Annotated in this window: 27 protein-coding genes and 3 tRNA genes; 18 read left to right on the forward strand and 12 right to left on the reverse strand. The window is 50.2% G+C overall.

What is annotated here, in order from left to right:
- Window positions 1-151: 151 nt before the first annotated feature.
- A complete protein-coding gene (locus FCL42_RS12680; protein ID WP_136863795.1) occupies window positions 152-1,480 on the forward strand; it encodes a Na+/H+ antiporter family protein in 1,329 nt (442 codons plus the stop codon).
- Between the two features lie 126 nt (window positions 1,481-1,606).
- Here FCL42_RS12680 and FCL42_RS12685 read toward each other — a convergent pair whose 3' ends face one another.
- The gene (locus tag FCL42_RS12685; RefSeq protein WP_136863796.1) at window positions 1,607-1,945 is read right to left on the reverse strand and encodes a Grx4 family monothiol glutaredoxin; all 339 of its coding nucleotides are present in this window, start codon (window positions 1,943-1,945) and stop codon (window positions 1,607-1,609) included.
- 188 nt (window positions 1,946-2,133) lie between these two features.
- Between FCL42_RS12685 and sodB the strand changes: the two genes are divergently transcribed.
- A complete protein-coding gene (gene sodB / locus FCL42_RS12690) occupies window positions 2,134-2,718 on the forward strand; it encodes a superoxide dismutase [Fe] (protein WP_136863797.1) in 585 nt (194 codons plus the stop codon).
- Window positions 2,719-2,768: 50 nt separating this feature from the next.
- Here sodB and FCL42_RS12695 read toward each other — a convergent pair whose 3' ends face one another.
- Window positions 2,769-2,963: a hypothetical protein gene (locus tag FCL42_RS12695; protein ID WP_136863798.1), complete on the reverse strand. Its 195-nt coding sequence runs from the start codon at window positions 2,961-2,963 to the stop codon at window positions 2,769-2,771.
- Window positions 2,964-3,337: 374 nt separating this feature from the next.
- Between FCL42_RS12695 and FCL42_RS12700 the strand changes: the two genes are divergently transcribed.
- The 3 genes from FCL42_RS12700 to FCL42_RS12710 are packed head-to-tail and all read left to right on the forward strand — an operon-like array spanning window position 3,338 to window position 8,092.
- A complete protein-coding gene (locus FCL42_RS12700; RefSeq protein WP_136863799.1) occupies window positions 3,338-5,272 on the forward strand; it encodes a PrkA family serine protein kinase in 1,935 nt (644 codons plus the stop codon).
- A 16-nt stretch (window positions 5,273-5,288) separates the two neighbouring features.
- Window positions 5,289-6,557: a YeaH/YhbH family protein gene (locus tag FCL42_RS12705; protein ID WP_136863800.1), complete on the forward strand. Its 1,269-nt coding sequence runs from the start codon at window positions 5,289-5,291 to the stop codon at window positions 6,555-6,557.
- A 23-nt stretch (window positions 6,558-6,580) separates the two neighbouring features.
- Complete coding sequence (locus FCL42_RS12710; protein WP_136863801.1) at window positions 6,581-8,092, forward strand: SpoVR family protein; 1,512 nt, start codon at window positions 6,581-6,583, stop codon at window positions 8,090-8,092.
- Between the two features lie 73 nt (window positions 8,093-8,165).
- Here the strand turns inward: FCL42_RS12710 and fadR are convergent, their stop codons facing one another.
- Window positions 8,166-8,876 (reverse strand): fatty acid metabolism transcriptional regulator FadR, encoded by a 711-nt coding sequence (fadR, locus tag FCL42_RS12715; RefSeq protein WP_136863802.1) that lies wholly within the window; start codon window positions 8,874-8,876, stop codon window positions 8,166-8,168.
- Window positions 8,877-9,175: 299 nt separating this feature from the next.
- On the opposite strand from fadR, the gene nhaB reads away from it, so the two are divergent.
- Both nhaB and dsbB read left to right on the forward strand, forming a co-directional pair.
- On the forward strand, window positions 9,176-10,762 hold the full coding sequence (nhaB, locus tag FCL42_RS12720; protein ID WP_136863803.1) for a sodium/proton antiporter NhaB: 1,587 nt from the start codon (window positions 9,176-9,178) through the stop codon (window positions 10,760-10,762).
- Between the two features lie 80 nt (window positions 10,763-10,842).
- A complete protein-coding gene (gene dsbB / locus FCL42_RS12725; protein ID WP_136863804.1) occupies window positions 10,843-11,391 on the forward strand; it encodes a disulfide bond formation protein DsbB in 549 nt (182 codons plus the stop codon).
- Between the two features lie 75 nt (window positions 11,392-11,466).
- Here dsbB and FCL42_RS12730 read toward each other — a convergent pair whose 3' ends face one another.
- The 3 genes from FCL42_RS12730 to FCL42_RS12740 all read right to left on the reverse strand — a co-directional run bounded on the left by FCL42_RS12730 (window position 11,467) and on the right by FCL42_RS12740 (window position 13,279).
- On the reverse strand, window positions 11,467-11,925 hold the full coding sequence (locus tag FCL42_RS12730) for a YcgN family cysteine cluster protein (RefSeq protein WP_136863805.1): 459 nt from the start codon (window positions 11,923-11,925) through the stop codon (window positions 11,467-11,469).
- A 74-nt stretch (window positions 11,926-11,999) separates the two neighbouring features.
- Window positions 12,000-12,986: a lytic murein transglycosylase gene (locus FCL42_RS12735; protein WP_136863806.1), complete on the reverse strand. Its 987-nt coding sequence runs from the start codon at window positions 12,984-12,986 to the stop codon at window positions 12,000-12,002.
- A 17-nt stretch (window positions 12,987-13,003) separates the two neighbouring features.
- On the reverse strand, window positions 13,004-13,279 hold the full coding sequence (locus FCL42_RS12740; protein ID WP_136863807.1) for a YcgL domain-containing protein: 276 nt from the start codon (window positions 13,277-13,279) through the stop codon (window positions 13,004-13,006).
- A gap of 122 nt (window positions 13,280-13,401) precedes the next feature.
- On the opposite strand from FCL42_RS12740, the gene minC reads away from it, so the two are divergent.
- From minC to minE, 3 genes are read left to right on the forward strand one after another with little or no spacing between them, the layout of a single operon-like run.
- Entirely contained in the window at window positions 13,402-14,055 is a 654-nt protein-coding gene (gene minC / locus FCL42_RS12745; protein ID WP_136863808.1) for a septum site-determining protein MinC, read from the forward strand.
- 20 nt (window positions 14,056-14,075) lie between these two features.
- Window positions 14,076-14,888, forward strand: coding sequence for a septum site-determining protein MinD (gene minD / locus FCL42_RS12750; RefSeq protein WP_136863809.1), 813 nt, complete (start codon window positions 14,076-14,078; stop codon window positions 14,886-14,888).
- A complete protein-coding gene (gene minE, locus FCL42_RS12755; RefSeq protein WP_136863810.1) occupies window positions 14,889-15,146 on the forward strand; it encodes a cell division topological specificity factor MinE in 258 nt (85 codons plus the stop codon).
- Between the two features lie 48 nt (window positions 15,147-15,194).
- Here the strand turns inward: minE and FCL42_RS12760 are convergent, their stop codons facing one another.
- Together FCL42_RS12760 and smrA are read right to left on the reverse strand one after the other, a co-directional pair.
- Window positions 15,195-16,526 (reverse strand): IS4 family transposase, encoded by a 1,332-nt coding sequence (locus FCL42_RS12760; RefSeq protein ID WP_136863811.1) that lies wholly within the window; start codon window positions 16,524-16,526, stop codon window positions 15,195-15,197.
- 110 nt (window positions 16,527-16,636) lie between these two features.
- Complete coding sequence (gene smrA / locus FCL42_RS12765; RefSeq protein ID WP_136863812.1) at window positions 16,637-17,218, reverse strand: DNA endonuclease SmrA; 582 nt, start codon at window positions 17,216-17,218, stop codon at window positions 16,637-16,639.
- 191 nt (window positions 17,219-17,409) lie between these two features.
- Between smrA and FCL42_RS12770 the strand changes: the two genes are divergently transcribed.
- On the forward strand, window positions 17,410-17,961 hold the full coding sequence (locus FCL42_RS12770; RefSeq protein WP_136863813.1) for a YybH family protein: 552 nt from the start codon (window positions 17,410-17,412) through the stop codon (window positions 17,959-17,961).
- Window positions 17,961-18,425: a YchJ family protein gene (locus FCL42_RS12775; protein ID WP_136863814.1), complete on the forward strand. Its 465-nt coding sequence runs from the start codon at window positions 17,961-17,963 to the stop codon at window positions 18,423-18,425. The genes FCL42_RS12770 and FCL42_RS12775 overlap by 1 nt, the downstream gene beginning before the upstream one ends.
- A gap of 103 nt (window positions 18,426-18,528) precedes the next feature.
- Here the strand turns inward: FCL42_RS12775 and FCL42_RS12780 are convergent, their stop codons facing one another.
- Complete coding sequence (locus FCL42_RS12780) at window positions 18,529-18,813, reverse strand: DUF406 family protein (RefSeq protein ID WP_136863815.1); 285 nt, start codon at window positions 18,811-18,813, stop codon at window positions 18,529-18,531.
- A 153-nt stretch (window positions 18,814-18,966) separates the two neighbouring features.
- The gene (locus tag FCL42_RS12785; RefSeq protein ID WP_136863816.1) at window positions 18,967-19,467 is read right to left on the reverse strand and encodes a VC2046/SO_2500 family protein; all 501 of its coding nucleotides are present in this window, start codon (window positions 19,465-19,467) and stop codon (window positions 18,967-18,969) included.
- A 293-nt stretch (window positions 19,468-19,760) separates the two neighbouring features.
- On the opposite strand from FCL42_RS12785, the gene FCL42_RS12790 reads away from it, so the two are divergent.
- The 4 genes from FCL42_RS12790 (at window position 19,761) to FCL42_RS12805 (ending at window position 22,221) form a co-directional block, all read left to right on the forward strand.
- Window positions 19,761-19,845, forward strand: a tRNA-Tyr gene (locus FCL42_RS12790).
- Between the two features lie 311 nt (window positions 19,846-20,156).
- A tRNA-Tyr gene (locus FCL42_RS12795) sits at window positions 20,157-20,241 on the forward strand.
- 79 nt (window positions 20,242-20,320) lie between these two features.
- A tRNA-Tyr gene (locus FCL42_RS12800) sits at window positions 20,321-20,405 on the forward strand.
- A gap of 124 nt (window positions 20,406-20,529) precedes the next feature.
- Window positions 20,530-22,221 carry a lysophospholipid acyltransferase family protein gene (locus FCL42_RS12805; protein ID WP_136863817.1) on the forward strand — a complete coding sequence of 564 codons (1,692 nt, stop codon included), beginning with the start codon at window positions 20,530-20,532 and terminating at the stop codon, window positions 22,219-22,221.
- A gap of 46 nt (window positions 22,222-22,267) precedes the next feature.
- Here the strand turns inward: FCL42_RS12805 and dapE are convergent, their stop codons facing one another.
- A complete protein-coding gene (gene dapE / locus FCL42_RS12810; RefSeq protein ID WP_136863818.1) occupies window positions 22,268-23,401 on the reverse strand; it encodes a succinyl-diaminopimelate desuccinylase in 1,134 nt (377 codons plus the stop codon).
- A 230-nt stretch (window positions 23,402-23,631) separates the two neighbouring features.
- On the reverse strand, window positions 23,632-23,847 hold the full coding sequence (locus FCL42_RS12815; RefSeq protein WP_324612877.1) for a DUF3820 family protein: 216 nt from the start codon (window positions 23,845-23,847) through the stop codon (window positions 23,632-23,634).
- 163 nt (window positions 23,848-24,010) lie between these two features.
- Here FCL42_RS12815 and queC point away from each other — a divergent pair, with 163 nt between their 5' ends.
- Window positions 24,011-24,712: a 7-cyano-7-deazaguanine synthase QueC gene (gene queC, locus FCL42_RS12820; RefSeq protein ID WP_136863820.1), complete on the forward strand. Its 702-nt coding sequence runs from the start codon at window positions 24,011-24,013 to the stop codon at window positions 24,710-24,712.
- On the forward strand, window positions 24,690-25,307 hold the full coding sequence (gene rrtA / locus FCL42_RS12825) for a rhombosortase (RefSeq protein ID WP_205729263.1): 618 nt from the start codon (window positions 24,690-24,692) through the stop codon (window positions 25,305-25,307). The genes queC and rrtA overlap by 23 nt, the downstream gene beginning before the upstream one ends.
- Window positions 25,308-25,355: the final 48 nt, after the last annotated feature.

Here is a 25,355-nt window from a genome sequence, read left to right on the forward strand (position 1 = left end):
CAAGAGGTGATAGCTTGAACGGCCTTGAAGCCGCTTCGGTGACAACACCCAACCATTAGGTACAACAACCTCCGTCTGTTTTCGCATTCGCCATGCAATTATTCAGTGGAATGGGTATAAACACGCAATCAACTTATAGGTAATTACAACAATGAATGCCGTCGTTATTGCGGTGCTTCTGGTATTGGTATTAAGCCTTGCCAGGGTCAACGTAATCATCGCGCTTACCATTAGCGCATTGGCCGCCGGATTACTGGGTAATCTGGACTTGGCCTCCACCATTTCCGCCTTCAACTCCGGCTTGGGCGGTGGTGCGACCATTGCACTGGGCTATGCCCTACTCGGCGCTTTTGCCGTGGCACTGTCTCACACCGGCATTCCGGATGCGTTATCGAAGGCGATTGTAGGTCGCCTTGGACGTCATCCAAATGAGCAAGCGGTAACCGGCATTAAATACACCCTGTTGGTGGCGATTCTCTTGATGGCTGTGGCGTCACAAAATGCGGTGCCGATTCACATCGCGTTTATTCCGATCTTGATTCCGCCATTGATTGGCATCTTTAATAAGCTCAAGATGGATCGCCGCCTTATCGCCTGTGTGCTCACCTTCGGCTTGGTCACCACCTACATGGTGTTGCCTGTGGGTTTTGGTGGCATCTTCTTAAAAGATATTCTGATGGCCAACCTCAACAGCAACGGCCTTAATATCGATGCCAATGAACTGATGGGCTCTATGCTTATCCCTGCAGCTGGCATGATCGTCGGCCTATTGATCGCTGTCTTCATCAGTTATCGTAAGCCGCGTGAATACGACGACAAACAGATCGATGAAACCACGACCAGTCAAGAGACCACTGCAGTCAGCAGCAAGCGTATTGCCGTTGTTGTGCTTGCCATTGGCGCCACCTTAGGGATTCAGCTCTACACCGATTCCATGATCTTCGGAGCCCTAGCCGGTTTTGTGGTGTTAAACCTTGGAGGCTTAGATAAGGCCACCAGCAGCCAAGATGTGTTTACCCAAGGGGTGAAAATGATGGCTACCATCGGCTTCATCATGATTGCCGCCGCTGGATTTGCTGCGGTAGTAAAGGCTACCGGTGAAGTGCCCGCACTGGTCGAATCCATACGAGGCATGATTGGCGATAACAAGCCCTTAGCGGCGTTTTTGATGTTACTGGTAGGCCTGTTTATCACCATGGGCATCGGCTCATCGTTTTCAACCATTCCTATTATTGCTGCCATCTACGTTCCCCTGGCGATGGGTTTTGGCTTCTCCGCGCCAGCCATCATCGCTTTGGTGGGCACCGCTGCCGCATTGGGTGATGCAGGCTCTCCAGCATCAGACTCCACTCTGGGCCCAACCGCGGGTTTGAATGTCGACGGTCAGCATGACCACATCATGGACTCGGTGGTGCCGACCTTCCTGCACTACAACTTGCCACTGCTGGCATCCGGTTGGGTTGCCGCCATGGTGCTGTAAGGTCGCCATTAACAGAGAAAGCCACCTATTTCGGTGGCTTTTTTTGTGGCTCAATAATAACAGCGCCATAAACAGCAGCCACAAAAAAGCCCCGACAACGCGGGGCTTTGTTAGGAAACGGCGAGATTACTCGGCGCTCTCCTCTTTGTATTTGGCAGCAGTCTCAGCAATCAAAGGCTGCAGTTCGCCTTTTTGCGCCATCTCCATGATGATGTCACAACCGCCGATCAGCTCACCTTCAACCCAAAGTTGAGGGAAAGTTGGCCAGTTTGCGTACTTTGGCAATTCAGCGCGAATGTCTGGATTTTGCAAAATATCAACGTAGGCAAATGCTTCACCGCAATTCACCAACACCTGAGAGGCTTGCGCAGAAAAACCACAGCTAGGCAGCTTCGGGGAGCCTTTCATATAAAGGATGATTGGGTTCTCAGCAATCTGAGACTTAATTTTTTCAATAGTATCCATGATTCACACTTTTGGTGGTTATCTTGCCTACATTCTATGTGATGAAAAACAAAATCCCAATGTATTTTTTCGATAACGCCGGATGATTCATTCCATCGAAGTTGGGATGCACAAGCTCAGTTTAAGGAGTACAATGATCACAAAATGGATCAAAACCAAAAGCTAAATCAGCTAAATGGAGAACGCACATGGCATTTGAACTTCCTGCACTTCCTTACGCTAAGGACGCGCTAGAGCCACACATTTCCGCCGAAACTCTGGACTTCCACCACGGTAAGCACCACAACACCTACGTTGTTAAGCTTAACGGCCTGATTGAAGGCACCGAGTTTGCTGGTAAAACTCTGGAAGAGATCGTTAAGACCTCTAACGGCGGCGTATTCAACAACGCCGCTCAGATCTGGAACCACACCTTCTACTGGCACTGTCTGGCTCCAAACGCGGGTGGCGAAGCAACCGGCGCAATCGCAGACGCAATCAAAGCCAGCTTCGGCTCTTTCGAAGAGTTCAAGGCGAAATTTACCGATTCTGCCATCAACAACTTTGGCTCCAGCTGGACCTGGTTGGTGAAAAACGCAGACGGCAGCTTGGCCATTGTAAACACCAGCAACGCAGCGACTCCGCTGACCGAAGAGGGCGTAACGCCTCTGCTGACTGTTGACCTGTGGGAACACGCCTACTACATCGATTACCGCAACGTTCGCCCTGAATACATGAACGGTTTCTGGGCGCTGGTAAATTGGGAATTTGTGAACAGCAACTTCGCTGGCTAATTTCTGATAAGAATGCAAAAAGGGAGCCTCAAGGCTCCCTTTTTATTGCCCTAATGAGCGTCACCGGTGAACTCATCCCACCCACTCCACTCACCTTTTTCAGAGAAGTACGCTTCCGGATCCTTAGGAACCCAACTTGGGCAATGATGCTGTTGGTGATATTGCTGCCACTGCTGCTCAGAGTGAATTCCACACCATTTGGCATAAGTCGATACTTTTTCAAACAAAAGCTGATTCGAATTCATTCCTGACTCCTTTCGATGAATTATCGACTTATTATCCACATATTTCTTGTGTATATAAATTGACCTGACTCAATTTAGCGTCATGTCTAAAAAGTTTCATTTTTAGTGCATTAAACACCGATAAAAATCCGACACTTACGCCGAAAGCCGCTACAACAAACGCGAATAAGGGTAAACTCTTGGTCACTGATCCGGTCTTATATAGAGAACGTAGGATCTTTTTGGACAATGAAAAGATACGAGTTCGTAAATTTTCACTTTAAATATCTATGGTTTGCTGCCCATTCCCAAGTTTTTAGGTCTACGCTTAATTCTGGGAGCTCGATTAAAGTCCTGTTTGCATGGACAGCAAATCACGATTTAAGGGGTGAATCATGACCATATTTCAGCATTACCAACAACGCTACGAACAGACTCGCGATGAAGAACTGACCATCGAGGAGTATCTGCAGCTTTGTAAACAAGACCCTAGCGTCTATGCCAGCGCCTCCGAACGTCTTCTGCATGCCATTGGCGAGCCGGAGATGGTCGACACCGCGCTAGACCCTCGTCTATCACGCATCTTCTCTAATCGAGTGGTACCTCGCTACCCTGCCTTTTCCGAATTTTATGGCATGGAGGAGGCGATTGAACAGATCGTCGCCTACCTGAAACACGCCGCTCAAGGCCTTGAAGAATCTAAGCAAATTCTTTACCTGCTGGGCCCTGTTGGTGGTGGTAAATCGTCATTAGCAGAGAAACTGAAAAAGCTGATGTCGAAGATCCCCATCTATGTGCTGTCAGCCGATGGCGACCGCAGCCCTGTGAACGACTCACCTCTGTGTCTGTTCGACATCGAGGAGGATGGCAACATCCTGGAGCAAGAGTACAACATCAATAACCGTTATCTGCGTACCATTATGTCGCCGTGGGCAGCCAAGCGCCTGCACCAATATGGTGGCGACATCAGCCGCTTTAAGGTCACTAAGGTCTACCCGTCAATTCTGGATCAGATCGCCATCGCCAAAACAGAGCCTGGCGATGAGAACAACCAAGATATCTCGTCGTTGGTCGGTAAAGTCGATATTCGACAACTGGAGCACTTTGCTCAGCACGATGCCGATGCCTACTCATACTCAGGCGCACTGTGCCGTGCCAACCAAGGCTTGATGGAGTTTGTGGAGATGTTTAAAGCGCCCATTAAGGTGCTGCACCCACTGCTGACCGCCACTCAAGAGGGCAACTACAACGGCACGGAGGGCTTGTCTGCCCTGCCCTTCAACGGCATTATTCTGGCCCACTCCAACGAATCCGAATGGCAGACGTTCCGCAACAACAAAAACAATGAGGCATTCTTAGACCGAGTCTACATCGTTAAGGTGCCGTATTGCCTGCGCGTCTCGGAAGAGAAAAAAATCTACGAGAAACTGCTGGAGAATTCGGATCTGCGCCGAGCTCAGTGTGCCCCAAGCGTGCTGGATATCCTGTCTCAGTTCAGCGTTCTGTCACGCCTGAAAGACCCTGAAAACTCCTCCATCTACTCAAAGATGCGGGTGTACGATGGTGAAACTCTGAAAGACACCGATCCGAAGGCCAAGTCTCACCAAGAGTACAAAGACTACGCAGGTGTCGATGAAGGCATGGCAGGCCTATCTACTCGATTCGCGTTTAAGATCCTGTCTCGGGTGTTTAACTTCGACCACAGTGAGGTGGCAGCCAATCCGGTGCACCTGTTCTACGTACTGGAAAAGCAGATCGAACGTGAGCAGTTCCCGCAAGATATGGCGGAACGATACTTAGAGCACCTGAAAGGCTTCCTGATTCCGAAATACGTCGAGTTCATCGGCAAAGAGATCCAAACTGCCTACTTAGAGTCCTACTCTGAGTACGGTCAGAACATCTTTGACCGTTATGTAACCTATGCCGATTTCTGGATTCAAGATCAGGAATATCGCGACCCAGAAACTGGCCAACTGTTTGACCGCTCCGCTCTGAACGCCGAGTTGGAAAAGATTGAGAAGCCCGCGGGCATCAGCAATCCGAAAGACTTCCGAAATGAGATCGTTAATTTCGTGCTGCGTGCCCGCGCCAACAACGCCGGTAAGAACCCAGCTTGGGTCAGCTACGAGAAACTGCGCACGGTGATCGAGAAGAAGATGTTCTCCAACACCGAAGACCTGCTGCCGGTGATCTCATTCAACGCCAAAACTTCTGCCGAAGAGCAGCAGAAGCACGATGACTTCGTCGACCGCATGATGGAGAAAGGCTACACCAGAAAGCAGGTTCGACTGCTGTCTGAGTGGTACCTGAGGGTTCGCAAGTCATCTTAAGATCGAGGAGAAGCCTATGACGCATTTCATCGATAAGCGTTTAAACAATAAGGGCAAGAGCACTGTCAATCGACAGCGCTTCTTGCGCCGCTATAAACGCCAGATAAAACAAGCGGTGTCCGATGCGGTTACTAATCGCAGCGTCACCGATGTCGACAGTGGTGAGCAGATCAGCATTCCGACCAAAAACATCTCCGAGCCCTCTTTCCACATCGGAAAAGGAGGCGATCGCAAGATGGTGCATCCGGGAAACGATCAGTTCCAACGTGGCGACCGCATCGACCGTCCTCCACAAGGGGGAGGTTCGGGCAGCGGTCAAGGCCAAGCGTCTGACAGCGGTGAAGGCAGCGATGATTTCGTGTTCGATATCTCGCGGGATGAATATCTGGACATTCTGTTCGACGATCTGGCTCTGCCAAATCTAAAGCGCAATAACTTTGACAAGCTTGTCGAGTACAAAACGGTGCGTGCTGGCATCACCTCGGAAGGGGTTCCAGCTAACATCCACATTGTGCGGTCGCTGCGCGAGTCGTTAGCACGACGTACGGCCATGACCGCTGGCAAGCGCCGGGAGATGAAGCAGCAGCAACATGAGCTGCAACAGCTTTTAAATACTCCAGGTTCAAGCGCCGATGACATTGCGACGTTAGAGGAGAGCATCGAATCGCTCAAGCAACGTATTGATCGTGTGCCCTTTATCGACACCTTTGATCTGAAGTACAACAACTTTGCCAAGCGAGCGGTGCCAACCTCCAAGGCGGTGATGTTCTGCCTGATGGATGTCTCAGGCTCGATGGATCAAGCCACGAAGGAGATCGCCAAACGCTTCTACATCTTGCTGTATCTGTTCCTGACTCGTACCTACAAAGAGCTGGATGTGGTGTTTATCCGCCATCATACCCAAGCGAAAGAGGTCGACGAGCACGAATTTTTCTACAGCCAAGAAACCGGTGGCACCATCGTTTCAAGCGCGCTGAAAATGATGGCGGAGATCCAGCAAGAGCGCTACCCCGCCGATCAATGGAACATCTACGCGGCACAAGCTTCGGACGGTGATAACTGGGCCGACGACTCACCGCTGTGTCGTCAGTTGCTGGACAAAACACTGCTGCCGCTTTGCCGATACTTTACCTACATCGAGATCACCAATCGCGCTCATCAAACGCTATGGCGTGAGTATGAAGCCTTGTCGCAGGTGCACCCGCACTTTGCCCTGCAACACATACGTTCAGTGGAAGACATCTTCCCTGTTTTCAAAGAGCTGTTTAGCAAAAAGACAGCCTAGATGCTGATTTAGGGGGTGTTACGATGAAACGCAATCAACCACTTTCTGACGGACCCGACTGGACTTTTGAGCTCATCCAGGACTACCACCAAGAGATCGAGCGCATTGCCGCTGGCTACAAGCTGGATACCTACCCAAACCAGATCGAGGTGATCTCAGCGGAGCAGATGATGGATGCCTACGCCAGTGTGGGCATGCCCATTGGCTATTCCCATTGGACCTTTGGCAAAAAATTCATCGATACCGAAAAGCACTACAAACGAGGCCAAATGGGGTTGGCCTACGAGATCGTCATCAACTCCAACCCGTGTATTTCCTACTTGATGGAGGAAAATACCATCACCATGCAGGCGCTGGTGATGGCACACGCGTGCTACGGCCACAACAGTTTCTTTAAAGGCAACTACCTATTCCAAACCTGGACTGACGCGGACTCCATCATTGATTATCTGGTGTTTGCCAAAAACTACATCTCCGACTGCGAGGAGCGCCACGGCATCGATGCCGTAGAGGAGATTTTAGACTCTTGCCACGCCCTAATGAATTTTGGGGTTGACCGCTACAAGCGCCCTGCTGAGATCTCGCTTCGGGAAGAGCGACAGCGACAGAAAGAGCGGGAAGATTACCTACAATCTCAGGTTAACGATCTGTGGCGAACTCTGCCCAGCGCCGCACAGAAACAGGAGCAGGAAGAGGAAGCGAAGTTCCCCTCAGAGCCTCAGGAAAACCTGCTCTATTTTATCGAGAAAAATGCCCCTCTATTGGAGCCATGGCAGCGAGAGGTGGTGCGCATTGTCCGCAAGATCTCCCAGTATTTTTACCCTCAAAAGCAGACTCAGGTGATGAACGAAGGCTGGGCCACATTTTGGCATTACACCATCATGAATCACCTCTATGATGAGGGCTTGGTCACCGACCGATTTATCATGGAGTTCCTGCACAGCCACACCAGTGTGGTAATGCAACCGGAATACAACAGCCCTTATTACAGCGGCATTAACCCCTATGCTCTGGGTTTTGCCATGTTCCAAGACATTCGCCGTATTTGTGAGAATCCAGACGAAGAAGACAAACGCTGGTTCCCAGATATCGCTGGCTCCGACTGGCTAGAAACCCTGCACTTTGCCATGCACAACTTTAAAGATGAGAGCTTTATCTCGCAGTATCTGTCCCCCAAAGTGATGCGGCAGTTTAAGTTCTTCACAGTCCACGATGACGACCGCAAGAGTTACCTCGAGGTGGGTGCCATCCATAACGATGAAGGGTATCGCGAAGTTCGCCAAAACCTGTCGGCGCAATACAACCTGTCCAACCTGGAACCCAACATTCAGGTGTGGGACGTCAAAGTGCGCGGAGACCGTTCACTCACACTGCGGTATCAGCCTCAGCAGCGAGCACCACTAGGCGACAGCAAAGATGAGGTGATGAAACATCTGCATCGTTTGTGGGGGTTTGATGTGTTTTTAGAGGAAGCGAGAGAAAACGGCAACGTCGACATCATCGCTCGCTGCGTAGCTAAAACTGAGGCCTTGTAGCTCTGTTGAGGTGATATTGCAGCACAAAAAAGCCCGCGTTCTCGCGGGCTTTGTCTTTTAAATTCACAGCCGCTTATTCAGCGATGTCTTTTGGCATGTCGCCTCGGATCTGGAGCCACAACTTACCAGAATCGATACCGTATTTACGCACAAGGCCAGGTACCGCATCGGAGTTCTTGTTCTCCGCGCATTCCAGCAACGCCTTGTAGTAGTTCAGTGCCAGCTCACGGGCTGGCGCGTGGGTAAAGTAGTAACGGCCTACACGGCTGTACAAACCTTTAAACCCATTAAGAATCAAGGCGTAAATGGAGTTTCCAGAGGCCATGGCCAATGAATGGTTCAGGTTATAATCGTAATCTGAAAACGCACCGGCTTCATCTTCGATGTCTGCGGCTTGGCCTAGGACTTCAAGAGTCAAATCTGGATTGTAGCGAATTGCAGACCGAATATAGATGGCACTGATGTTGGTACGAGCCGACAACAGTTGATCCATCAGATCCGGAACCCCGTCTTGATCTAACCGGGCGATGGTTTCTAGGATGTTCAACCCTGAGGTTTCCCAGAAGTTATTCACTCGTGTGGGCTTGCCGTGCTGGATGGTCAACCACCCGTCACGAGCCAAACGCTGCAGCACTTCACGTAGCGTAGTGCGAGTTACCCCAATTAACTCAGACAGTTCACGCTCTGCGGGTAAAATCGTTCCAGGAGCAAACTTATTGTTCCAGATGGATTTCACGATGTATTCTTCGGCAAAACCAGCTGGACTCTGCGCTTTTATTATCATAGTCAATGGCGCCTATACGACTTTGGACAGATATCAGTGTCTGTATCCTAGCAAAGAACCTTTCAAATCAAAAACCCATTGCCGATCACAAAACACACAAAACCTCGTAGGGAATCACAAGAGTTCGTAGATTATTGGATGCGGAATAGTCAAAAGTGCGGTAAAAAACTGGTCTTACCAACGATTTACCAAGCAGCAGCGAATAAAATCTGCGTGATTACTTGTTTAATCTTGGCTTTATAAACGAGTATTATACTCCGTCTTACATTACGACAAAATTAGAAGAAAGAGAGGGAAGCATGGCATCCACATTGAGCCAAGCCTTTTTCCAAAACTTCTTAGGCCATGCACCTAAGTGGTACAAATTTGCAATCATTAGCTTTTTAATCATCAACCCAGTTTTGTTTGCCGTCGATCCATTCGTGGCTGGCTGGGTACTGGTCATTGAATTCATCTTCACACTGGCGATGGCACTCAAATGCTACCCGCTACAACCTGGTGGTCTGCTGGCCATCGAAGCCATTGCCATCGGCATGGCATCTCCAGCCACGGTATTACACGAGCTGGAAGCCAACCTTGAAGTGATCTTACTGCTTATCTTTATGGTGGCAGGCATCTTCTTCATGAAGCAGTTACTGCTTTATCTCTTCACCAAACTCATTACCAAACTGCGCTCTAAAACGATTCTGTCATTGGCGTTCTGTTTCGCTGCTGCCTTCCTGTCGGCATTCCTAGACGCATTGACCGTTATCGCGGTGGTTATTAGCGTGGGTATGGGCTTCTACACCATTTACCACAAAGTGGCGTCTGGCAAAGACTTCGGTCAACAGCACGACCACAATGACGACGACCAAGAGCAGCTTTGCAAAGACGATCTTGAGCAGTTCCGTGGCTTCCTACGTAACCTGATGATGCACGCTGGTGTAGGTACTGCATTGGGTGGTGTGTGCACCATGGTGGGTGAACCTCAAAACCTGATCATCGCTGCACAGGCGCACTGGCAGTTTGCTGAGTTCTTCCTGCGCATGTCTCCGGTTACCATTCCGGTACTGTTCGCCGGTTTAGCAACCTGTTTCCTCGTCGAGCGCTTCAAACTGGTTGGCTACGGTGTTGAGCTGCCTGAAGCGGTACGCAACATCTTGGTTGACTACGCCAAACACGAAGATGATCGCCGCACCGTCAGAGACAAAGCGGCACTGATTGTTCAAGGTGTGGTTGGTATCTGGCTGATCGTTGGTCTGGCACTGCACCTTGCTGCAGTGGGCCTAATTGGCCTGTCCGTTATCATTCTGTGCACCTCGTTCAACGGCATTATCGATGAGCACTCTCTAGGCAAAGCCTTTGAAGAGGCACTGCCGTTTACCGCGCTGCTGGCCGTATTCTTCGCCGTGGTTGCCGTTATCATTGAGCAGGGGCTGTTTGCGCCAGTTATCTCTTGGGTACTGACCTACGAAGGTAACACTCAAGCGGTGATGTTCTTCATTGCCAACGGTGTGCTGTCGATGGTGTCTGACAACGTATTCGTTGGCACGGTGTACATCAACGAAGTTAAAGCTGCCCTGCTGGATGGTAAGATCACTCGCGACCAGTTCGACCTACTGGCAGTGGCCATCAACACGGGTACCAACCTGCCATCGGTAGCAACGCCAAACGGTCAAGCGGCCTTCCTGTTCCTGTTAACCTCGGCCATTGCCCCGCTGATTCGCCTGTCTTACGGCCGCATGGTCGTTCTGGCTCTGCCATACACTATCGTGCTGTCTATGGTTGGCTTGGCAACCATAGAGTTTGGGTTGCTGGATCACATGACGACACTGTTCTACGACTGGGGCTGGATCAACCACCACACGGTCGCAGAAGCGGCAGCAACTATGGTTGGCGGTCACTAAACGCAAACGAGAGTTGCACTCAATCGCAAACGCCTCCACTATGGAGGCGTTTTTCGTTTAAAGGGACAGATGTTTTTCGAATGCTCATTCAACTTCATGCCTTCGCTAGCCAACGTCGTAGCTGGCTGATTCTCGCTTTAGGTGCCTTCTCTTTGGAGATCATGGCTCTGATCTTTCAGTACGGCATGGATCTTAAACCCTGCGTTTACTGCATCTACGTACGCTTGGCCTTCTTCGCATTGATGCTGGTCGCACTCATTGTTGCCATTGCACCGGAGAAAAACTGGTTACGTAAACTGGGTTTTCTTGGCTGGTCGGCGACAAGCCTTTGGGCACTATCATTAAACTTAACCCTGCACGCCAAACAGATAGAGCCACCATCGTTGTTTGGTTCAACCTGCGATGCCATACCCAACTTTCCTAGCTGGGCACCACTGCATGAATGGTTACCTGGGGTGTTTATGCCCACTGGCGACTGTGGTGACTCACCTTGGAGCTGGTTGGGGCTGTCGATGGCACAGTGGTTAGTGGGGGTATCGTCATTGCTGCTACTGATTGCCGCCATCTTCTGGTTAGCCGATCTCTACAGGCCAAAGAAAAAAGAGTGTTGCGGTGGCGGCTGCCATTAGGCGACCCCCTCCCCTAAATGGAACGGGTATAAAAAAAGCGTGCTCAAAGCACGCTTTCTTTTTCGTTTGACCAGTCTATTCGACCTCATCTAACGGCCAGACCACAATGTAACCAATAAGATCTGGGTCTGGTCCCACTTGGTCTTCGCTGAGTACTTTACGGCGAATGGACATACCCTGTTTGTGCATCTCAGATTTTGAGCCGGTCAACAGCGGATGCCAACTTGGTAGGCCCCTGCCCTCATGCAGACGCCGATAAGCACAGCTTGGTGGCAACCAAGTCGTGGTGGCCACATTGTCTGCAGTAACTCGATAACAGTCGGGCACGTACTTGAAACGATTTGGATAGCGACTGCACTCGCAGCTTTTGTCATTGAGCAGAGTGCACGCTACGTTGGTGAAATAGACCTCTTCGGTCTCATCATCGATCAACTTATTCAAGCAGCACTTGCCGCAACCATCGCAGAGTGATTCCCACTCCTGTTCGCTCATCTGATTTAGGGGTTTTAACCAAAATGGCTGTTCAACGGTCACGTAAACCTCATCGCTGTCGTCGTTGCATCGGGGCGCGGATTATACTCCCCGCCCCTGCTGCTGTCACCCTAAGCTTAGTTTGAGAACTTGATGCGATCGGCTAGGTGGCCCACAGCGGCCACAAAATAGTGGCTTCGATTCCAGCGCATCAACGCATCGTAATTGCCATAAGCGAGATAACTTCGACCATGAGCATCATCGGGTTGCACTAAGGAGGCCTGAATGTCTCGAGTTGGCAGCGCGCTACCGTCCATACGGCGAACGCCAAGAGCTTGCCATTCGGCTAGGGATTTTTTCACCTTAAGGCCTTTTAACTCCTCCGCCAGTTCCGCCGTCAAGGTGACCTGACGAGCCCAGGTCAAATCATCATCCCAACCGACCTGCTTGAGATAGTTGGCTGTGGATGCAAACACATCGGCCTTATTGCCCCAGATGTCTTTTTTACCATCGCCATCAAAATCCTGAGCATAAGCCAAGAACGACGTCGGCATGAACTGACACTGCCCCATGGCGCCCGCCCATGAGCCTTTCATATTCTCAGGTTGAATGTGGCCTTCATTTAAGATGGTCAGTGCAGCAAACAGTTGCTCTTTGAAAAAGGCTTCACGTCGCCCTTCAAATGCCAAAGAGGCGGTAGCACCGACGACGGAAAAGTTACCGGTGTAGTTGCCAAAGTTGGTTTCCACACCCCACAGAGCGACGATAAAACGTGGCTGCACCCCATAGGCCTGACCCACCTTGTCTAGCAGCTCACGGTTTTCATCCAGCAATCGCTTGGCTTTGGCGACCTTCCAGTCAGGCACAGCCTGAGGCAGGTAGGTATCCAGTGTTTTCTTAAACTCCGGCTGATTGCGATCAGCCTTAATGGCACGTTGATACAGCTTAACGTTGGCAAAAGCCGCATCAATGACCTCAGGCTTAATGGCGTGAGTTGCCGCTTCCTGTTTTAAGCCCTCAACATACTGCATAAATTGCTGCTTTTGATCCGGCTCTTGAGCCCCTTGAGCACCGGCAGCGATGCAAAGAAGCAGCGCACCAATTGTTGTTCTCATTTTGCGCATCCTCTTTATTGATTCGATTATTGCTGTTTCAACCACTCTTTATGGCTTTTCAGCAGATCTTCCGGTGGGGGCGGCAACTGAAGGTAGAAGCCCTTCTCGCTAAGATCCGCTTTGACCTTGTCAATGTTGGCGCTTCCCAACTGACTTAACTTAGACAGGGGCAGCAACATTACAAACTCAGGTTGACCGAAGGTTTCCATCAGCGCCTCAGGCACTTCAGAGAAATCATTTCGTTTATTTACATACAGATAGGTTTCTGCCTTGCGTTTACTTTTGTAGATAGCACAAATCATAGGTTTTCTGAAAAATTAACTAATTACGAACTTGCCTCAGATAGAGGGGCACTATACCATGCCACTCTATAAAAATAAGCGTAACCCAGCCCATTCGTGGCGTCACTTCGGGAAAAGAGTAGATGCAGCAGTATGGCATCGAGTTTACTAGCTCCAGCTTCACCTTATCGGTACTCAAAATCAGCGGCGATGACCTGTCATCTATAGAGCAAGCCCTGATCAATCACACCCAAAAAGCCCCTTCTCTGTTTGAGAATATGTCTTTGGTTCTGGACGTTTCTGCGCTGAGCAATCAAGTTGCACTTGCCGACGTCGTTGCCTTAGCGAAGCACCACAAGCTCCGCCCCATGGGGGTCCGTCACGCTCAAGCTGAACACAAAATTCAAGCTCAAGCTCTGGCGCTGCCACAACTTAACTCCCCTAAGGCCAACGCCAGCACCGGCGCAGCGACCAAAGTGGTTCATCGCAGTGTTCGCTCTGGGCAACAGATCTATGCCCAAGGGGGCGATCTGGTCATTTTAGGGTCGGTAAGTAACGGTGCCGAGGTGATCGCCGACGGCAGCATTCACATTCTCGGAACCCTGCGAGGCCGCGCGATCGCCGGCGCTCAAGGGCAAACTGACGCCAGCGTGCTTGTTAAGGACCAGCAGGCCGAGATGATCTCCATCGGCGGCTACTTCTGGCTCAGCGACGCCATCAATCAAGAATACTGGCAGCAAAGCCTGTTGATCACTCAGAAAGAGGGTCAACTTCAATTTCAATCTATCTCAATTTAACCACTCATTTAGGAAGGATTATGGCTAAGGTCATCGTTGTCACCTCCGGCAAAGGCGGAGTCGGCAAAACCACCAGTTGTGCTGCCATCGGCATGGGCCTGGCGCAAGCTGGCCATAAAACCGTTATCATCGACTTTGATATCGGCCTGAGAAATCTCGATCTGGTTATGGGCTGTGAACGCCGCGTGGTGTATGACTTTGTTAATGTCATCCATGGCGAAGCCAACCTAAACCAAGCGCTGATTAAAGATAAACGCTGCGAAAACCTGTTTATCCTGCCCGCGTCGCAGACCCGCGACAAAGATGCACTGGATAAGGAAGGGGTTGGTGCCGTATTGGACCAACTTAAACACGAGTTTGAATTTGTTATTTGCGACAGCCCCGCTGGCATTGAAAACGGAGCCATGATGGCCCTGTACTATGCGGATGAAGCAGTAATTACCACCAACCCAGAGGTCTCTTCAGTTCGAGATTCCGATCGCATCATCGGCATGCTTCAGAGTAAGTCTCGCCGCGCCGAGCAAGGGTTGGAGCCCGTCGTGGAGCACCTGCTAGTGACGCGCTACAACCCTGAGCGTGTTGAGAAAGGCGAAATGCTCAGCATTGACGACATTACTGAAATTCTGGCTATCCCTTTGATGGGCGTTATTCCAGAGTCACAGGCGGTGCTTAATGCCTCTAACAAAGGAACACCGGTGATTCTCGATAGCGGCAGTGACGCAGGACAAGCCTACACCGATACCGTTGCCCGACTGCTTGGTGAAAGTCTTCCAATGCGATTTGTTGAACCAGAGAAGAAAGGCTTTTTAAAACGCCTATTTGGAGCTAGCTAAATGTCGATCTTTGACTATTTCCGCAAAGAGGAGCCTAGCTCCGCCAAACTCGCTAAAGACCGCCTAAAAATCGTCGTGGCTCACGAACGCAGCCGTCGAGAAGGGCCTGACTTTTTGCCAGACCTTGAACGCGACATCTTAAGGGTGCTGGCCAAATACGTTGAAGTCGACAGCGATCAGGTCAATATCCAGTTAGACAATAACGTCGATAACTGGCAAGTGCTCGAGCTTAATATCACACTGCCAAACTCAAACTGATTGACCGCCAATAACGAAACAGGGAGCCGATGGCTTAATGCCACTCGCTTAAGAGCGGGTGGCATTTTTATTGGGATAGCGAGCTGGCTTTTTGAGCACTACTCGAGGATAGGGTTTTCGTTCTCTTTTCTTGGGCAATATGAAGCGCTTGCCATTGTCCCTTAAGGTCTTTAAGTGTTTCGGTATTGCGCCTGGGGTTCGGGTATCACTCGCCCAGATCATCTCATCCATTATCAAGAACAGCGCATTGATGAAGCTAACCCTCAGAGGGTCTACTTGGTACTGTTTGGCCATCTCGGCCATCTCGGCCATCTCCAGCCTAACAATGTTGTAGCTGGTTAAAATCCCCCACAGCTCTTGGTATATCCCCAGCTCCTTCTTGCTGTGTAACGTTGGCTTATTTTGCAGTTGGTACTGTTTCAGCTCGCCGTAGCCATGTTCTATCTCCCAGCGCTGCCAATAGACTCTGACGAGGTCATCAAATGGGTAGCGTTCAGGGCATTGGCAAGAGGTGATAAAGCCCTTGATTTCTCCCTTCGGGGTTGGGATGAGAATGAGGCGAGCCTGCCACGCTTTTCCAAGGTATGGAGCCTGTTTCTGAGCTTGCGGTGAAACAGGCATCTCGATGAGGTGGTCGTGTTCAGTGTAGGTTTCAATGACTTCATAGCTTATCTTGGCCTTCATCGGCGTTAACCAGTGCGTGTTACTGCTCGCTCCACACCAACTGGTAAATAACTCCGCAGACATAAAGCCGCGGTCAAACAGCGTTAATGAGTTATCAGGAGCAGAGCCGACGAGCTGCTGGGCATAGGATATTTCACTGTTCGTGACCGGACCAAAAGCCGCATCAGACAAGAGGTGGCTTCGTGTAGACATCAAGGTCACTGCCAATACCGTCGGAAACGACGCTCCCTTTTGAGCGAAACCAAAACGCTGATTTTCTTCAGTATTATGAGTCTTAAAGTAAGTGCCATCGACACTGAGAAGCTTGAGTCCGCATACTTCATCGAAGTCAGATTGCTGCTCCCACTGCTGAGCGGTGGTTTTAAACAGATAGCGCATGGGCTCTGCGCCTAGCCTTTCTTTGCCCTTGATAATGCTACTTGTTGCCATCGGTACGAGCTCACCATCGGAATCAGGAAATGCGAGTTCCAGCTTGTCACAAACATCCTGAATCGAGCGATTACGTTGAAGACCAATCCCTAGCACTAACCAAACCGCCTGCTCTGCGGGAAGACGGCGCTTTCTGACTGAAACGCGACCCGTTTGCTGAACCGCCTCTTCAACCCACTCCAAAGGGATGTGCTTGCTAAACACATCAATTGGACGCTCATGACAAAACTCGGCGGTAACCTGTAACTCTTTTGAAAACTCAGACATAAAAAATCGGCCGCAACTGATGTTGCGGCCGATTATGAAGCCTCTGCAGGATCGTTCAACTAGCTAAAACGATCGGCATTAAGCCACTGGCTCCCTGTTTTTATGCATCATCACCGTTTCTGATGCCGTTCTCTGTTTTCCGATTTCTCCCACTCACTTTTCTTCAGCAGCAGATAGATGGCACCGGTACCACCGTGTTGTTTTTGCGCGGAGTGAAACGCCAATACTTGCGGGATCTGAGGCAACCAGTGGGCAACATGGCTTTTGAGTAACCCCTTAAACGGAGTGGTGTGCAGACCCTTGCCATGCAGTACCAGCGCACAACGCACTTCAATGCGCTGGCAGTCCTCAATAAATTGTAACAGTGCCTGTTTGGCCTCATTCACTGAGTGGCCATGAAGATCCAACCGAGCATCCAACTGATACTTACCAAGGCGCAAATTCTTATACACACCATGCTGAACACCAGGGCGAACAAACTCGATGGGATCTTCAGGAGCAATCAACATCAAGCCGTGATCGCTCAACCCTTGCCCCTCAGAAGTTTGTTCTGCTTGAGCGGATTGTCGCCGCGCCAACTGCGCTTCAGTTGGCGACATCGGTTTATGTAATGAGCTGCGAGTGTCGCTTTTAGCCATGGGCTTCACATCCGCCATCTCAGTTAAAAACTCTTCCATTTCACTGGTCGACATCTCTACCTCCGTCACGCTGCTTTTGTACTAGTATACCCAAAGCCAAACTCACGCCGACCCTAATGGGTTTTGATCGCCTACAAAACGTGCATCCAGACACCTTTGATAAACTTTGCAACGGTTTAACCCTTTACAGCATGGCTAATCAGCAGCGATAGTTACCCCGTGTATCGAGTTTGGAGCACATCTAGGTGCGAGCGTTATCTTTAATATTGACATTGCTGGTCTGTTTTAGTGCCAGAGCCAGCAATGAGATAAATACAGAAATTAACCAGATCTATGCCAAGTTATCTGTTGCCTACGACAACTTGAAGACAGACGATCTCATTCAGTTTTACAGCGATAACGCTTGCTTAATCAGTGCTTCCAAAGAGGAAGGACTGCTTAATGGCCGACAGCAGATAGCCGAAGGCATTGATGATTGGTTTCAGGAGATCCGCCAGCGAGGCGCACAGCTCAAAGTTCACTACCGAGTTGTTAATCGTCAGATGAGTGCCGATACCGTAATTGACTCTGGGTACTATCTGGTGGTCTACACACCAGCCAAAAGCACCGAGCAGCCGGCGAGCGAATTCGTTGGTAAGTACATTATGAGCTTCCAACGTAATCAAGATAAACATTGGCAGATCATCAGCGAGTCGGCTAACCGTACCAAATCTGAAAAGTTCCTAAACAGTCCTCGCCAAGAGGAACTGTTCTATCAGGAATACCAGCGCTCACCGACCACAAGAGTTAATCCTTAATGACCCAAGTCTGTTATTGCGGCGCAAGCACCGCATTCGAGCAATGTTGCCAGCCATTGCATCAACTCCACATTGATGCCCTAACGCCGGAACAACTAATGCGCTCGCGCTACAGCGCTTTTGTGACTGGAGACGCGCAATATCTGTTTGACACTCATCATCCTGAATATCGCAGTGGATTGAATGTCACCGAACTGGCGCAGGCCTGTAAGCAAAGCAAATTTGTAGGCTTGGAGATCGTGGATGCGCCACCCCCGTCCACATCCAGTGGAGAGGTGGAATTCAAAGCGTGGTATCAACAGGGAAAAGAGGTGTTGGCGTTGTGGGAACGATCGCAATTTTCCAAAGTTGACGGTCTTTGGAAATACTGCCGAGGTGAAATCAAACCCACCATCAAGCTCGGCCGCAATGACCCCTGCCCTTGTGGGTGTGGCCTGAAAGCCAAAAAGTGCTTACTTGGATAACGCTAGCCATTGCCCACGAAAAAGGAGTGCAGATGCACTCCTTTTTAATGCCGCACCCAATCAATAACTGGCTGGAACCGGCAGTGAGTCTCTGACTCGCAGTTTAAGCCAAAGACATTTCAAAAATGATCCGCTCTGCCGCGCAGCTGAATACCAATTTGGCGTTCAGTTCACTTTTGTCGGAATCCCAATGAGTTTCAGAGGAAACCGAATCGCCAAAGCGCTTCTCTGCACGCTCTCGGTAGGATGCAAAAAACGCCAAGGCAGCCGCTTCATTTTGAGCCTGAATAGGCAGGTTCAGTACGTTGTCTTCTTCCGCGATAATGGAACCGATGTCCATAAATACGCCACAAGCGTCGCAAGCTACGTCTTGATTCTCAGTGTTCATCAAAACCTCTGGGTAGACTGAGTAAAATTCAGTGAAATTATAGCCCTTGAGCCTGGTCTTAATATGCGAACCAGATCACACACTGATGGAGATGACGGTTAAAAGGTCGAACCAATTTGAGGGGCTTTCGGAAAGCAGCGGTGATAAAACTTATCAGGCAACCGCAGCGATTGCGGAGGATTGAAGACGCTGAGCCGCTAACAGTTGCCCCAAAGGCCACGTTTTTGGAGGCTGCACGGACTTGGCTTTCTCAAAATCTGCAACATTCGGTGGGCAATTTTCAAGGGCTTGCTGAACACCGTGTGGGTGACTGCCCTGATAGCTAAGTGCATCTGGCTTTAAGCAATGCTGCAAACGGCTTTGAACCAAATCGGACTTTTGAAAGGCATCGGCAATCTTAACCGAGCGCTGGGGTTGCTGGTATTCCCCTAGCATTGGCTCTGGCTCAGGTAATTGAAACTGCTCACGCAGATCTTTTGATGGTTTTTCATCCGGTTTTGGCAGTTGGAATTCACCATGCAGACGGACGTCTTGCGACAGCATGGCTAACATTAAGCCAAAGTCGCTACGTCTATCTGTTTGAATGGCTTGACCAAGCGCATCGCCTAGTTGCCATTCATTGACCAAGATGGCCTGAGTCTGCATAGAAAACATCCAAAAATCGTTGATTCAATGACTTTATCGGCGCAAAGGCATAAAACTTTAGGAAAATTCTCAATTACTTCTTTACAGGCTGCGAAGCTTTGATAGTATAGCCGCCGCAGTTGAGGGACAGAGAGCAAAACAAATTTGCGCAAGTCCTCAACTACAATTCGAAAGAATTGAACCCCGTGGAGGGGTTCCCGAGTGGCCCCAAAAGGCATTGTGATCAGACTGGTCTGATTCCTTGGCCACACGAATATCGTGTTAGATAGAAGCACGCTAAACAATCTATTAGAGAATTCCGTGGAGGGGTTCCCGAGTGGCCAAAGGGATCAGACTGTAAATCTGACGGCTCCGCCTTCGAAGGTTCGAATCCTTCCCCCTCCACCATCATTTCGCTAGGCTCATTAGAGTTAAGCAAGTAACGTGTTAGATAGAAGCACATAAAACAGCCTATCTAGAGAACTCCGTGGAGAGTTCTCGAGTGGCCCCAAAAGGCATTGTGATCAGACTGGTCTGATTCCTTGGCCACGCAACAACCGTGTTAGATAGAAGCACACTAAATAATCTATCTAGAGAACTCCGTGGAGGGTTCTCAAGTGGCCCCCAAAGGCATTGTGATCAGACTGGTCTGATTCCTTGGCCACTAAACTACCGTGTTAGATAGAAGCACACTAAATAATCTATCTAGAGAACTCCGTGGAGGGGTTCCCGAGTGGCCAAAGGGATCAGACTGTAAATCTGACGGCTCCGCCTTCGAAGGTTCGAATCCTTCCCCCTCCACCATCATTTCGCTAAGCTCATGAGAGTTAAGCCGAAACGTGTTAGATAGAAGCACATTAAACAATCTATTAGAGAATTCCGTGGAGGGGTTCCCGAGTGGCCAAAGGGATCAGACTGTAAATCTGACGGCTCCGCCTTCGAAGGTTCGAATCCTTCCCCCTCCACCATCATCCTAAAAGCCAGCTCATTGAGCTGGCTTTTTTGTCATCTGCTGTTCATACCATGGTTACCTAGACGTCACTTTGCTCATCTATGCTGGGGCAAATTTGGGATAACTCTAAGATTTCACAGATGATACAGGTTGATACACTAGTCTCTCGTCACTTCCCTAACCTTCCAGCGCCAAAACTGGTAACCCCACTCCTCAAACGCTTAGTCAAAGAGCAGCAGTTTCACGATTTTGCGAAGCAGTATCCCGACTGTCGAGGGTTTGAGTTTGTCGATAAAGTTCTCGAATTTTTAAACTTTGACTGCCGCCTTGAGGCCCATCAGCTCGCCCAAATTCCTGCTTCAGGACGAGTGGTGATCATCGCCAATCATCCTATTGGCTCTCTGGATGGTTTGGGGCTATTGCAGCAAATTGGGCGGGTACGAAAAGATGTGCGTATCGTTGCCAATGTGGTTCTTAATGAACTCGAGCCTCTTACTCCGCTACTTTGTCCGGTTAACGTCTTTGAGCGAGCCGGCCGAAGCCAGTATCAATCCATTTGCCAGCATCTAGAGGACAACGGAGTGGTGATCTTCTTCCCCGCCGGTGAAGTTTCCAGACTTACGGCCAAGGGGGTAAAAGATGGAAGCTGGCGTAAGGGCTTTCTTCGGGCTGCCAAAGAGTGTCGAGCCCCGATCCTACCAATTCGAATCGAAGCAAAATGCTCCTGGTTGTTCTACGGGTTATCTAGCATTTACCGGCCCATAGGCACGGCAATGCTGGTTCAAGAGATGTTCAAGCTGCAGCATAAATCACTGATTATGCACGTAGGGGATCTCATTCCTAACTCGGCGATAGAGGCCTTAGATAGCCCCATGTCTGAGCAACTAACACTGTTCAAACAGCATCTTTATCGGCTTGGTACTCCTGAGAAAGGCTTACTGCCAACACACACCGCTATCGCTGACGCAGAGTGCAAAGATCAAATTGAAGCGCAGTTGGCTCAGAGTCAGTTATTGGGGCACACCGCCGATGGCATGCAGATCTTTGTTTACCAGGGCGGCCGACAATCGCCGCTCATGCGAGAGCTTGGCCGATGCCGGGAGCTGGCATTTCGAGCCGTTGGCGAAGGTAGCGGTAATAGCCGAGATCTCGATGCTTTTGATGACCACTATTTTCAGCTAATTCTCTGGAACCCCAGTAAGCGGCAAATTGTGGGCGCCTATCGAATGGGCGATGCAGCAAAACCAAATAGCAAACTGTATAGCGCCACCTTGTTCCAATACTTACCGGGTATGACGCCCTATCTACACCAAGGCCTAGAATTGGGGCGCAGTTTCGTTATGCCAGAATATTGGGGAAAGCGAGCGCTGGACTCACTTTGGCAAGGCATTGGTGCGTTTCTGGCAGCTAATCCCCAGTATCGTTACCTGTTTGGCGCAGTTTCTGTGTCTGCCCAGTTGCCTGTCGAAGCGAAAGATCTGCTTATCGGCTTTTATCAACGACACTTCTCACCACCCGCTAATGAACCACAAAAAGCCAATCATCGAACCCCATATCAAAGCCGACTGACGCCTTTACAGCTAGAGTCGATATTCTGCGGCGACTACCAGTCCGATTTTAAAACGCTAAAACAACGATTAAAGCAGTTAGGAGTGACCGTTCCGACCCTCTATAAACAGTACGGCGAGCTGTGTGATAAAGGCGGCGTACAGTTTATCGACTTTGGCATTGATCCCGACTTTTCAGACTGCATTGACGGGCTCGTCCTTATCGACACTCACAAGCTTAAATTGAAACGCCGCCGGCGCTACATCAGCCCTTATGTACATTAGGGTTTTCTATTTGAGACGGCTTGAGAGCAACTATGCCGTCTCACGCTCAAAGCTCCTTGAGTAGTTCAAAGTAAAGCTGCTGCAATCGGTACAGCTCTTTTGCCTCAACACACTCATTGGCTTGATGGATTGTGGCATTGGGCAAACCTAACTCCACCACTTGGGCGCCAGCTTTTGCGAAAAAACGACCATCAGAGCTGCCGCCCGCACTTGAAAGTAACGGAAAACGCCCGCTGACCTTAATCACCGCCTGCTCAACCGCTCTGATCAAACTGTTGCCACTGTGCTCATTGCAGTAATACGCCTGACAATCTCGTCCCCATTCAATCTGGTAATTCACTCCACTTTGGGCAATAACCGATTCAATCTTATTTGCCACCGTTTGCGCATTAAATCGATGGGAGTAGCGAACATTAAAACGCAGCGTCACACTGGATGCGGTAACGTTATCCAGCCAAGGAGAAGGCTCAATGCCGGTTATATGAAAGGCGGTTCCAGGTACGTCTTCGCAGCCTTGATCCCACTGTAAGCTCGCCAACTGATTACCTAGGGCGAGAGCTTGATGCAACAGGTTGTCGGCACTTCTCTGGTAGGCAACGTGACCCGCCTGCCCCCATAATTTGAGCTCTCCAGAGATGGCGCCTCGTCGCCCATTGCGGATGGTGTCGCCGCTGTGCAGTTTTGCTGTCGGCTCGCCCACCAACACCCAAGGCGGCAATTTCTGCCACAGGGCCAGATAATTGACGATGGAGCTCGAGCCAAACTCCGCTTCCCCCTCTTCATCGCTGGTCAGCAGCACCATCACCCCTTCTGGCACTTTGGGCAATTGCTCCAGCGCCGTGATAAAGGCGGCGATGGCTCCTTTCATATCAGCGATGCCACGGCCATATAAACGCCCGCCTTGTTCGGTCAATTGGAACGGCGAGAATTGCCAATGCTCTCCGGCAGGCACCACATCCGTATGCCCGGAAAACCCCAGTTTCGGCTTCCCAGGCATGTAAGCCACAAGGTTACTGACCCCATGATGGCAAAGGTGCTCAATGGTAAACCCCATGGCTTTCAACCGAGCTGCAATATAGCGCTGGCACCCAGCATCATCTGGCGTTACTGATTGACGCTGAATCAAGTTGGAGGCGCACTCAAATAGCGAGTCCGACTTGGTAAAAAGAGCCTGCTGCATTATCTGTCTCTGGTCGCTTTTTAGGGGGCAGCATCGCCTGCAGCAGTTACAACTTTATGACGGAATGAAGGCAAGCCCGCAGAGTTCTATGCAGCGACCTGTCACAAGCTAACCCTTTGCCATCATTGACAAGGCGAGAAATTACGGCCGCTTGAGTGAAGGGGATTTATGAATGGTCGAAACTGAATCATTGATGGAAGCAGAACCGTGTTTATCAACAACCGCGTGACTCAATAGCCACTGTCGTCAGGCTGTTTCAAGGGATTTAGGAGGTAGCCTAAGCCGTTGTGCTTAATCTCCAGCAGCTGTGCCAACTTCTCCCCCAGCGCACCTTTAGGCCAGCCCTTATTTTGCATCCAGACCAGATAGGCGATAGGCAGCTCTGCCATGATTACGCCTTGATACTTGCCAAAGGGCATACGCTCAGTGGCTAATTCTCTTAACACTTGGGATTGCATTGGTTACCATGCCCACCTAAAACAAAACGGGAATGATAAAGAGGTTACGGCCTCGGGTAAACCACGCAGTTGCGGCTTTCGCCACAACCCACAACCAGAATCTCCCGTGGAACACACACTCATCCTATTTGATGAAAACCGGAGTATTGGCATGACAAAAGCCAAAGGCACCGCCGTTGTTGTATTTAGCGGCGGTCAAGATTCCACTACCTGTTTAGTTCAGGCTTTAGAGCAATTTGAGCAGGTGCACGCCATCACTTTCGACTATGGTCAGCGCCACGTCAAAGAGATTGAAATCGCTCAAGCGCTTACCAAAAAGCTGGGCGTAACGCACAAGGTGATGGACGTTAGCTTATTGAATGAGCTCGCCATCTCCTCCCTAACCCGTGATGACATTGAAGTAGACGGCACTCTTTCTGAAAAGGGCGTACCGAACACCTTTGTGCCAGGGCGAAACATCTTGTTCCTCACCCTAGCGGGGATCTATGCCTATCAAGTAGGTGCCAGCACTGTCATCACCGGCGTTTGCGAAACCGACTATTCCGGTTATCCAGACTGCCGTAACGACTTCGTTAAAGCGCTAGAGAAAGCGCTGGTTTTAGGTATGGACCGAGAGCTAACGCTGTCCACGCCGCTAATGTGGCTGGATAAGGCGGAGACTTGGGCGTTAGCTGATCACTACAACGCTCTAGAGCTGGTTCGAGACCACACCCTGACCTGTTACAACGGCATTCAAGGGTTTGGTTGTGGCGAATGCCCAGCCTGTGAACTGCGCAGTCGTGGTTTAGAAAACTACTTGAACGACCGAGACGCCATTTTGGCGACCACTCGTGAGAAAGCTCAGCTTGGCTAACAGCAAATGGGGATGGCCAAATAGGGATCAGCTGGCCATTCCGCTGACATTTAGCCTGATCATGGTTGCGCTCTACCTGCTGCCAGAGCTGCAAAGCACATTAATATGGTCTCGAGAGGGCATGTCGCAACAGGAGTATTGGCGACTTATCAGTGGTCACTTCCTTCACAGCAACGGCTACCACCTACTGATGAACCTAGGGGGCGTTTGGCTGATGTTGGGGCTATTTCAGCCCTATTTCCACACCAAAAAGCTGCTGCTATTTAGCCTTGGGTGCTTACTGCTAATTAGCATAGGTATCTATCTTTGGGTTCCCGCCACTTACTACTACGTAGGACTCAGCGCCCTGCTTCACAGCTGGTTTACCTATGGCGCAGTGAAAGAGTGGCAAACGGGCCAGAAAATGGGCTTGTTGATGCTAATTGGCGTGATTGCAAAAGTGGCTTGGGAAAACACCATGGGCGCCAGTACCGAACTGGCGAGTCTTATAGATGCCAACGTGGCGGTTGAGGCTCACCTTTTGGGAGTCATCTCGGCTTTACTGCTGCTACTGCCAAGTACCATGAAAGCCAAGTTCAAACGAAGTTCTGCTTAACACTCCGCTTGAAGTTCGATTTAAAATGAGAGGGGCTGCCATGGGGTG

It is taken from the genome of Ferrimonas aestuarii, from assembly GCF_005116665.1.
GTDB lineage: Bacteria > Pseudomonadota > Gammaproteobacteria > Enterobacterales > Shewanellaceae > Ferrimonas > Ferrimonas aestuarii.

What these genes read in the sequence shown, in the direction of transcription:
- FCL42_RS12680 (WP_136863795.1), top strand. Translation starts at nt 152, where the DNA reads ATGAATGCCGTCGTTATTGCGGTGCTTCTGGTATTGGTATTAAGCCTT.
- FCL42_RS12685 (WP_136863796.1), bottom strand. Translation starts at nt 1,945, where the DNA reads ATGGATACTATTGAAAAAATTAAGTCTCAGATTGCTGAGAACCCAATC.
- sodB (WP_136863797.1), top strand. Translation starts at nt 2,134, where the DNA reads ATGGCATTTGAACTTCCTGCACTTCCTTACGCTAAGGACGCGCTAGAG.
- FCL42_RS12695 (WP_136863798.1), bottom strand. Translation starts at nt 2,963, where the DNA reads ATGAATTCGAATCAGCTTTTGTTTGAAAAAGTATCGACTTATGCCAAA.
- FCL42_RS12700 (WP_136863799.1), top strand. Translation starts at nt 3,338, where the DNA reads ATGACCATATTTCAGCATTACCAACAACGCTACGAACAGACTCGCGAT.
- FCL42_RS12705 (WP_136863800.1), top strand. Translation starts at nt 5,289, where the DNA reads ATGACGCATTTCATCGATAAGCGTTTAAACAATAAGGGCAAGAGCACT.
- FCL42_RS12710 (WP_136863801.1), top strand. Translation starts at nt 6,581, where the DNA reads ATGAAACGCAATCAACCACTTTCTGACGGACCCGACTGGACTTTTGAG.
- fadR (WP_136863802.1), bottom strand. Translation starts at nt 8,876, where the DNA reads ATGATAATAAAAGCGCAGAGTCCAGCTGGTTTTGCCGAAGAATACATC.
- nhaB (WP_136863803.1), top strand. Translation starts at nt 9,176, where the DNA reads ATGGCATCCACATTGAGCCAAGCCTTTTTCCAAAACTTCTTAGGCCAT.
- dsbB (WP_136863804.1), top strand. Translation starts at nt 10,843, where the DNA reads ATGCTCATTCAACTTCATGCCTTCGCTAGCCAACGTCGTAGCTGGCTG.
- FCL42_RS12735 (WP_136863806.1), bottom strand. Translation starts at nt 12,986, where the DNA reads ATGCGCAAAATGAGAACAACAATTGGTGCGCTGCTTCTTTGCATCGCT.
- FCL42_RS12740 (WP_136863807.1), bottom strand. Translation starts at nt 13,279, where the DNA reads ATGATTTGTGCTATCTACAAAAGTAAACGCAAGGCAGAAACCTATCTG.
- minC (WP_136863808.1), top strand. Translation starts at nt 13,402, where the DNA reads ATGCAGCAGTATGGCATCGAGTTTACTAGCTCCAGCTTCACCTTATCG.
- minD (WP_136863809.1), top strand. Translation starts at nt 14,076, where the DNA reads ATGGCTAAGGTCATCGTTGTCACCTCCGGCAAAGGCGGAGTCGGCAAA.
- minE (WP_136863810.1), top strand. Translation starts at nt 14,889, where the DNA reads ATGTCGATCTTTGACTATTTCCGCAAAGAGGAGCCTAGCTCCGCCAAA.
- FCL42_RS12760 (WP_136863811.1), bottom strand. Translation starts at nt 16,526, where the DNA reads ATGTCTGAGTTTTCAAAAGAGTTACAGGTTACCGCCGAGTTTTGTCAT.
- smrA (WP_136863812.1), bottom strand. Translation starts at nt 17,218, where the DNA reads ATGTCGACCAGTGAAATGGAAGAGTTTTTAACTGAGATGGCGGATGTG.
- FCL42_RS12775 (WP_136863814.1), top strand. Translation starts at nt 17,961, where the DNA reads ATGACCCAAGTCTGTTATTGCGGCGCAAGCACCGCATTCGAGCAATGT.
- FCL42_RS12780 (WP_136863815.1), bottom strand. Translation starts at nt 18,813, where the DNA reads ATGAACACTGAGAATCAAGACGTAGCTTGCGACGCTTGTGGCGTATTT.
- FCL42_RS12785 (WP_136863816.1), bottom strand. Translation starts at nt 19,467, where the DNA reads ATGTTTTCTATGCAGACTCAGGCCATCTTGGTCAATGAATGGCAACTA.
- FCL42_RS12805 (WP_136863817.1), top strand. Translation starts at nt 20,530, where the DNA reads ATGATACAGGTTGATACACTAGTCTCTCGTCACTTCCCTAACCTTCCA.
- dapE (WP_136863818.1), bottom strand. Translation starts at nt 23,401, where the DNA reads ATGCAGCAGGCTCTTTTTACCAAGTCGGACTCGCTATTTGAGTGCGCC.
- queC (WP_136863820.1), top strand. Translation starts at nt 24,011, where the DNA reads ATGACAAAAGCCAAAGGCACCGCCGTTGTTGTATTTAGCGGCGGTCAA.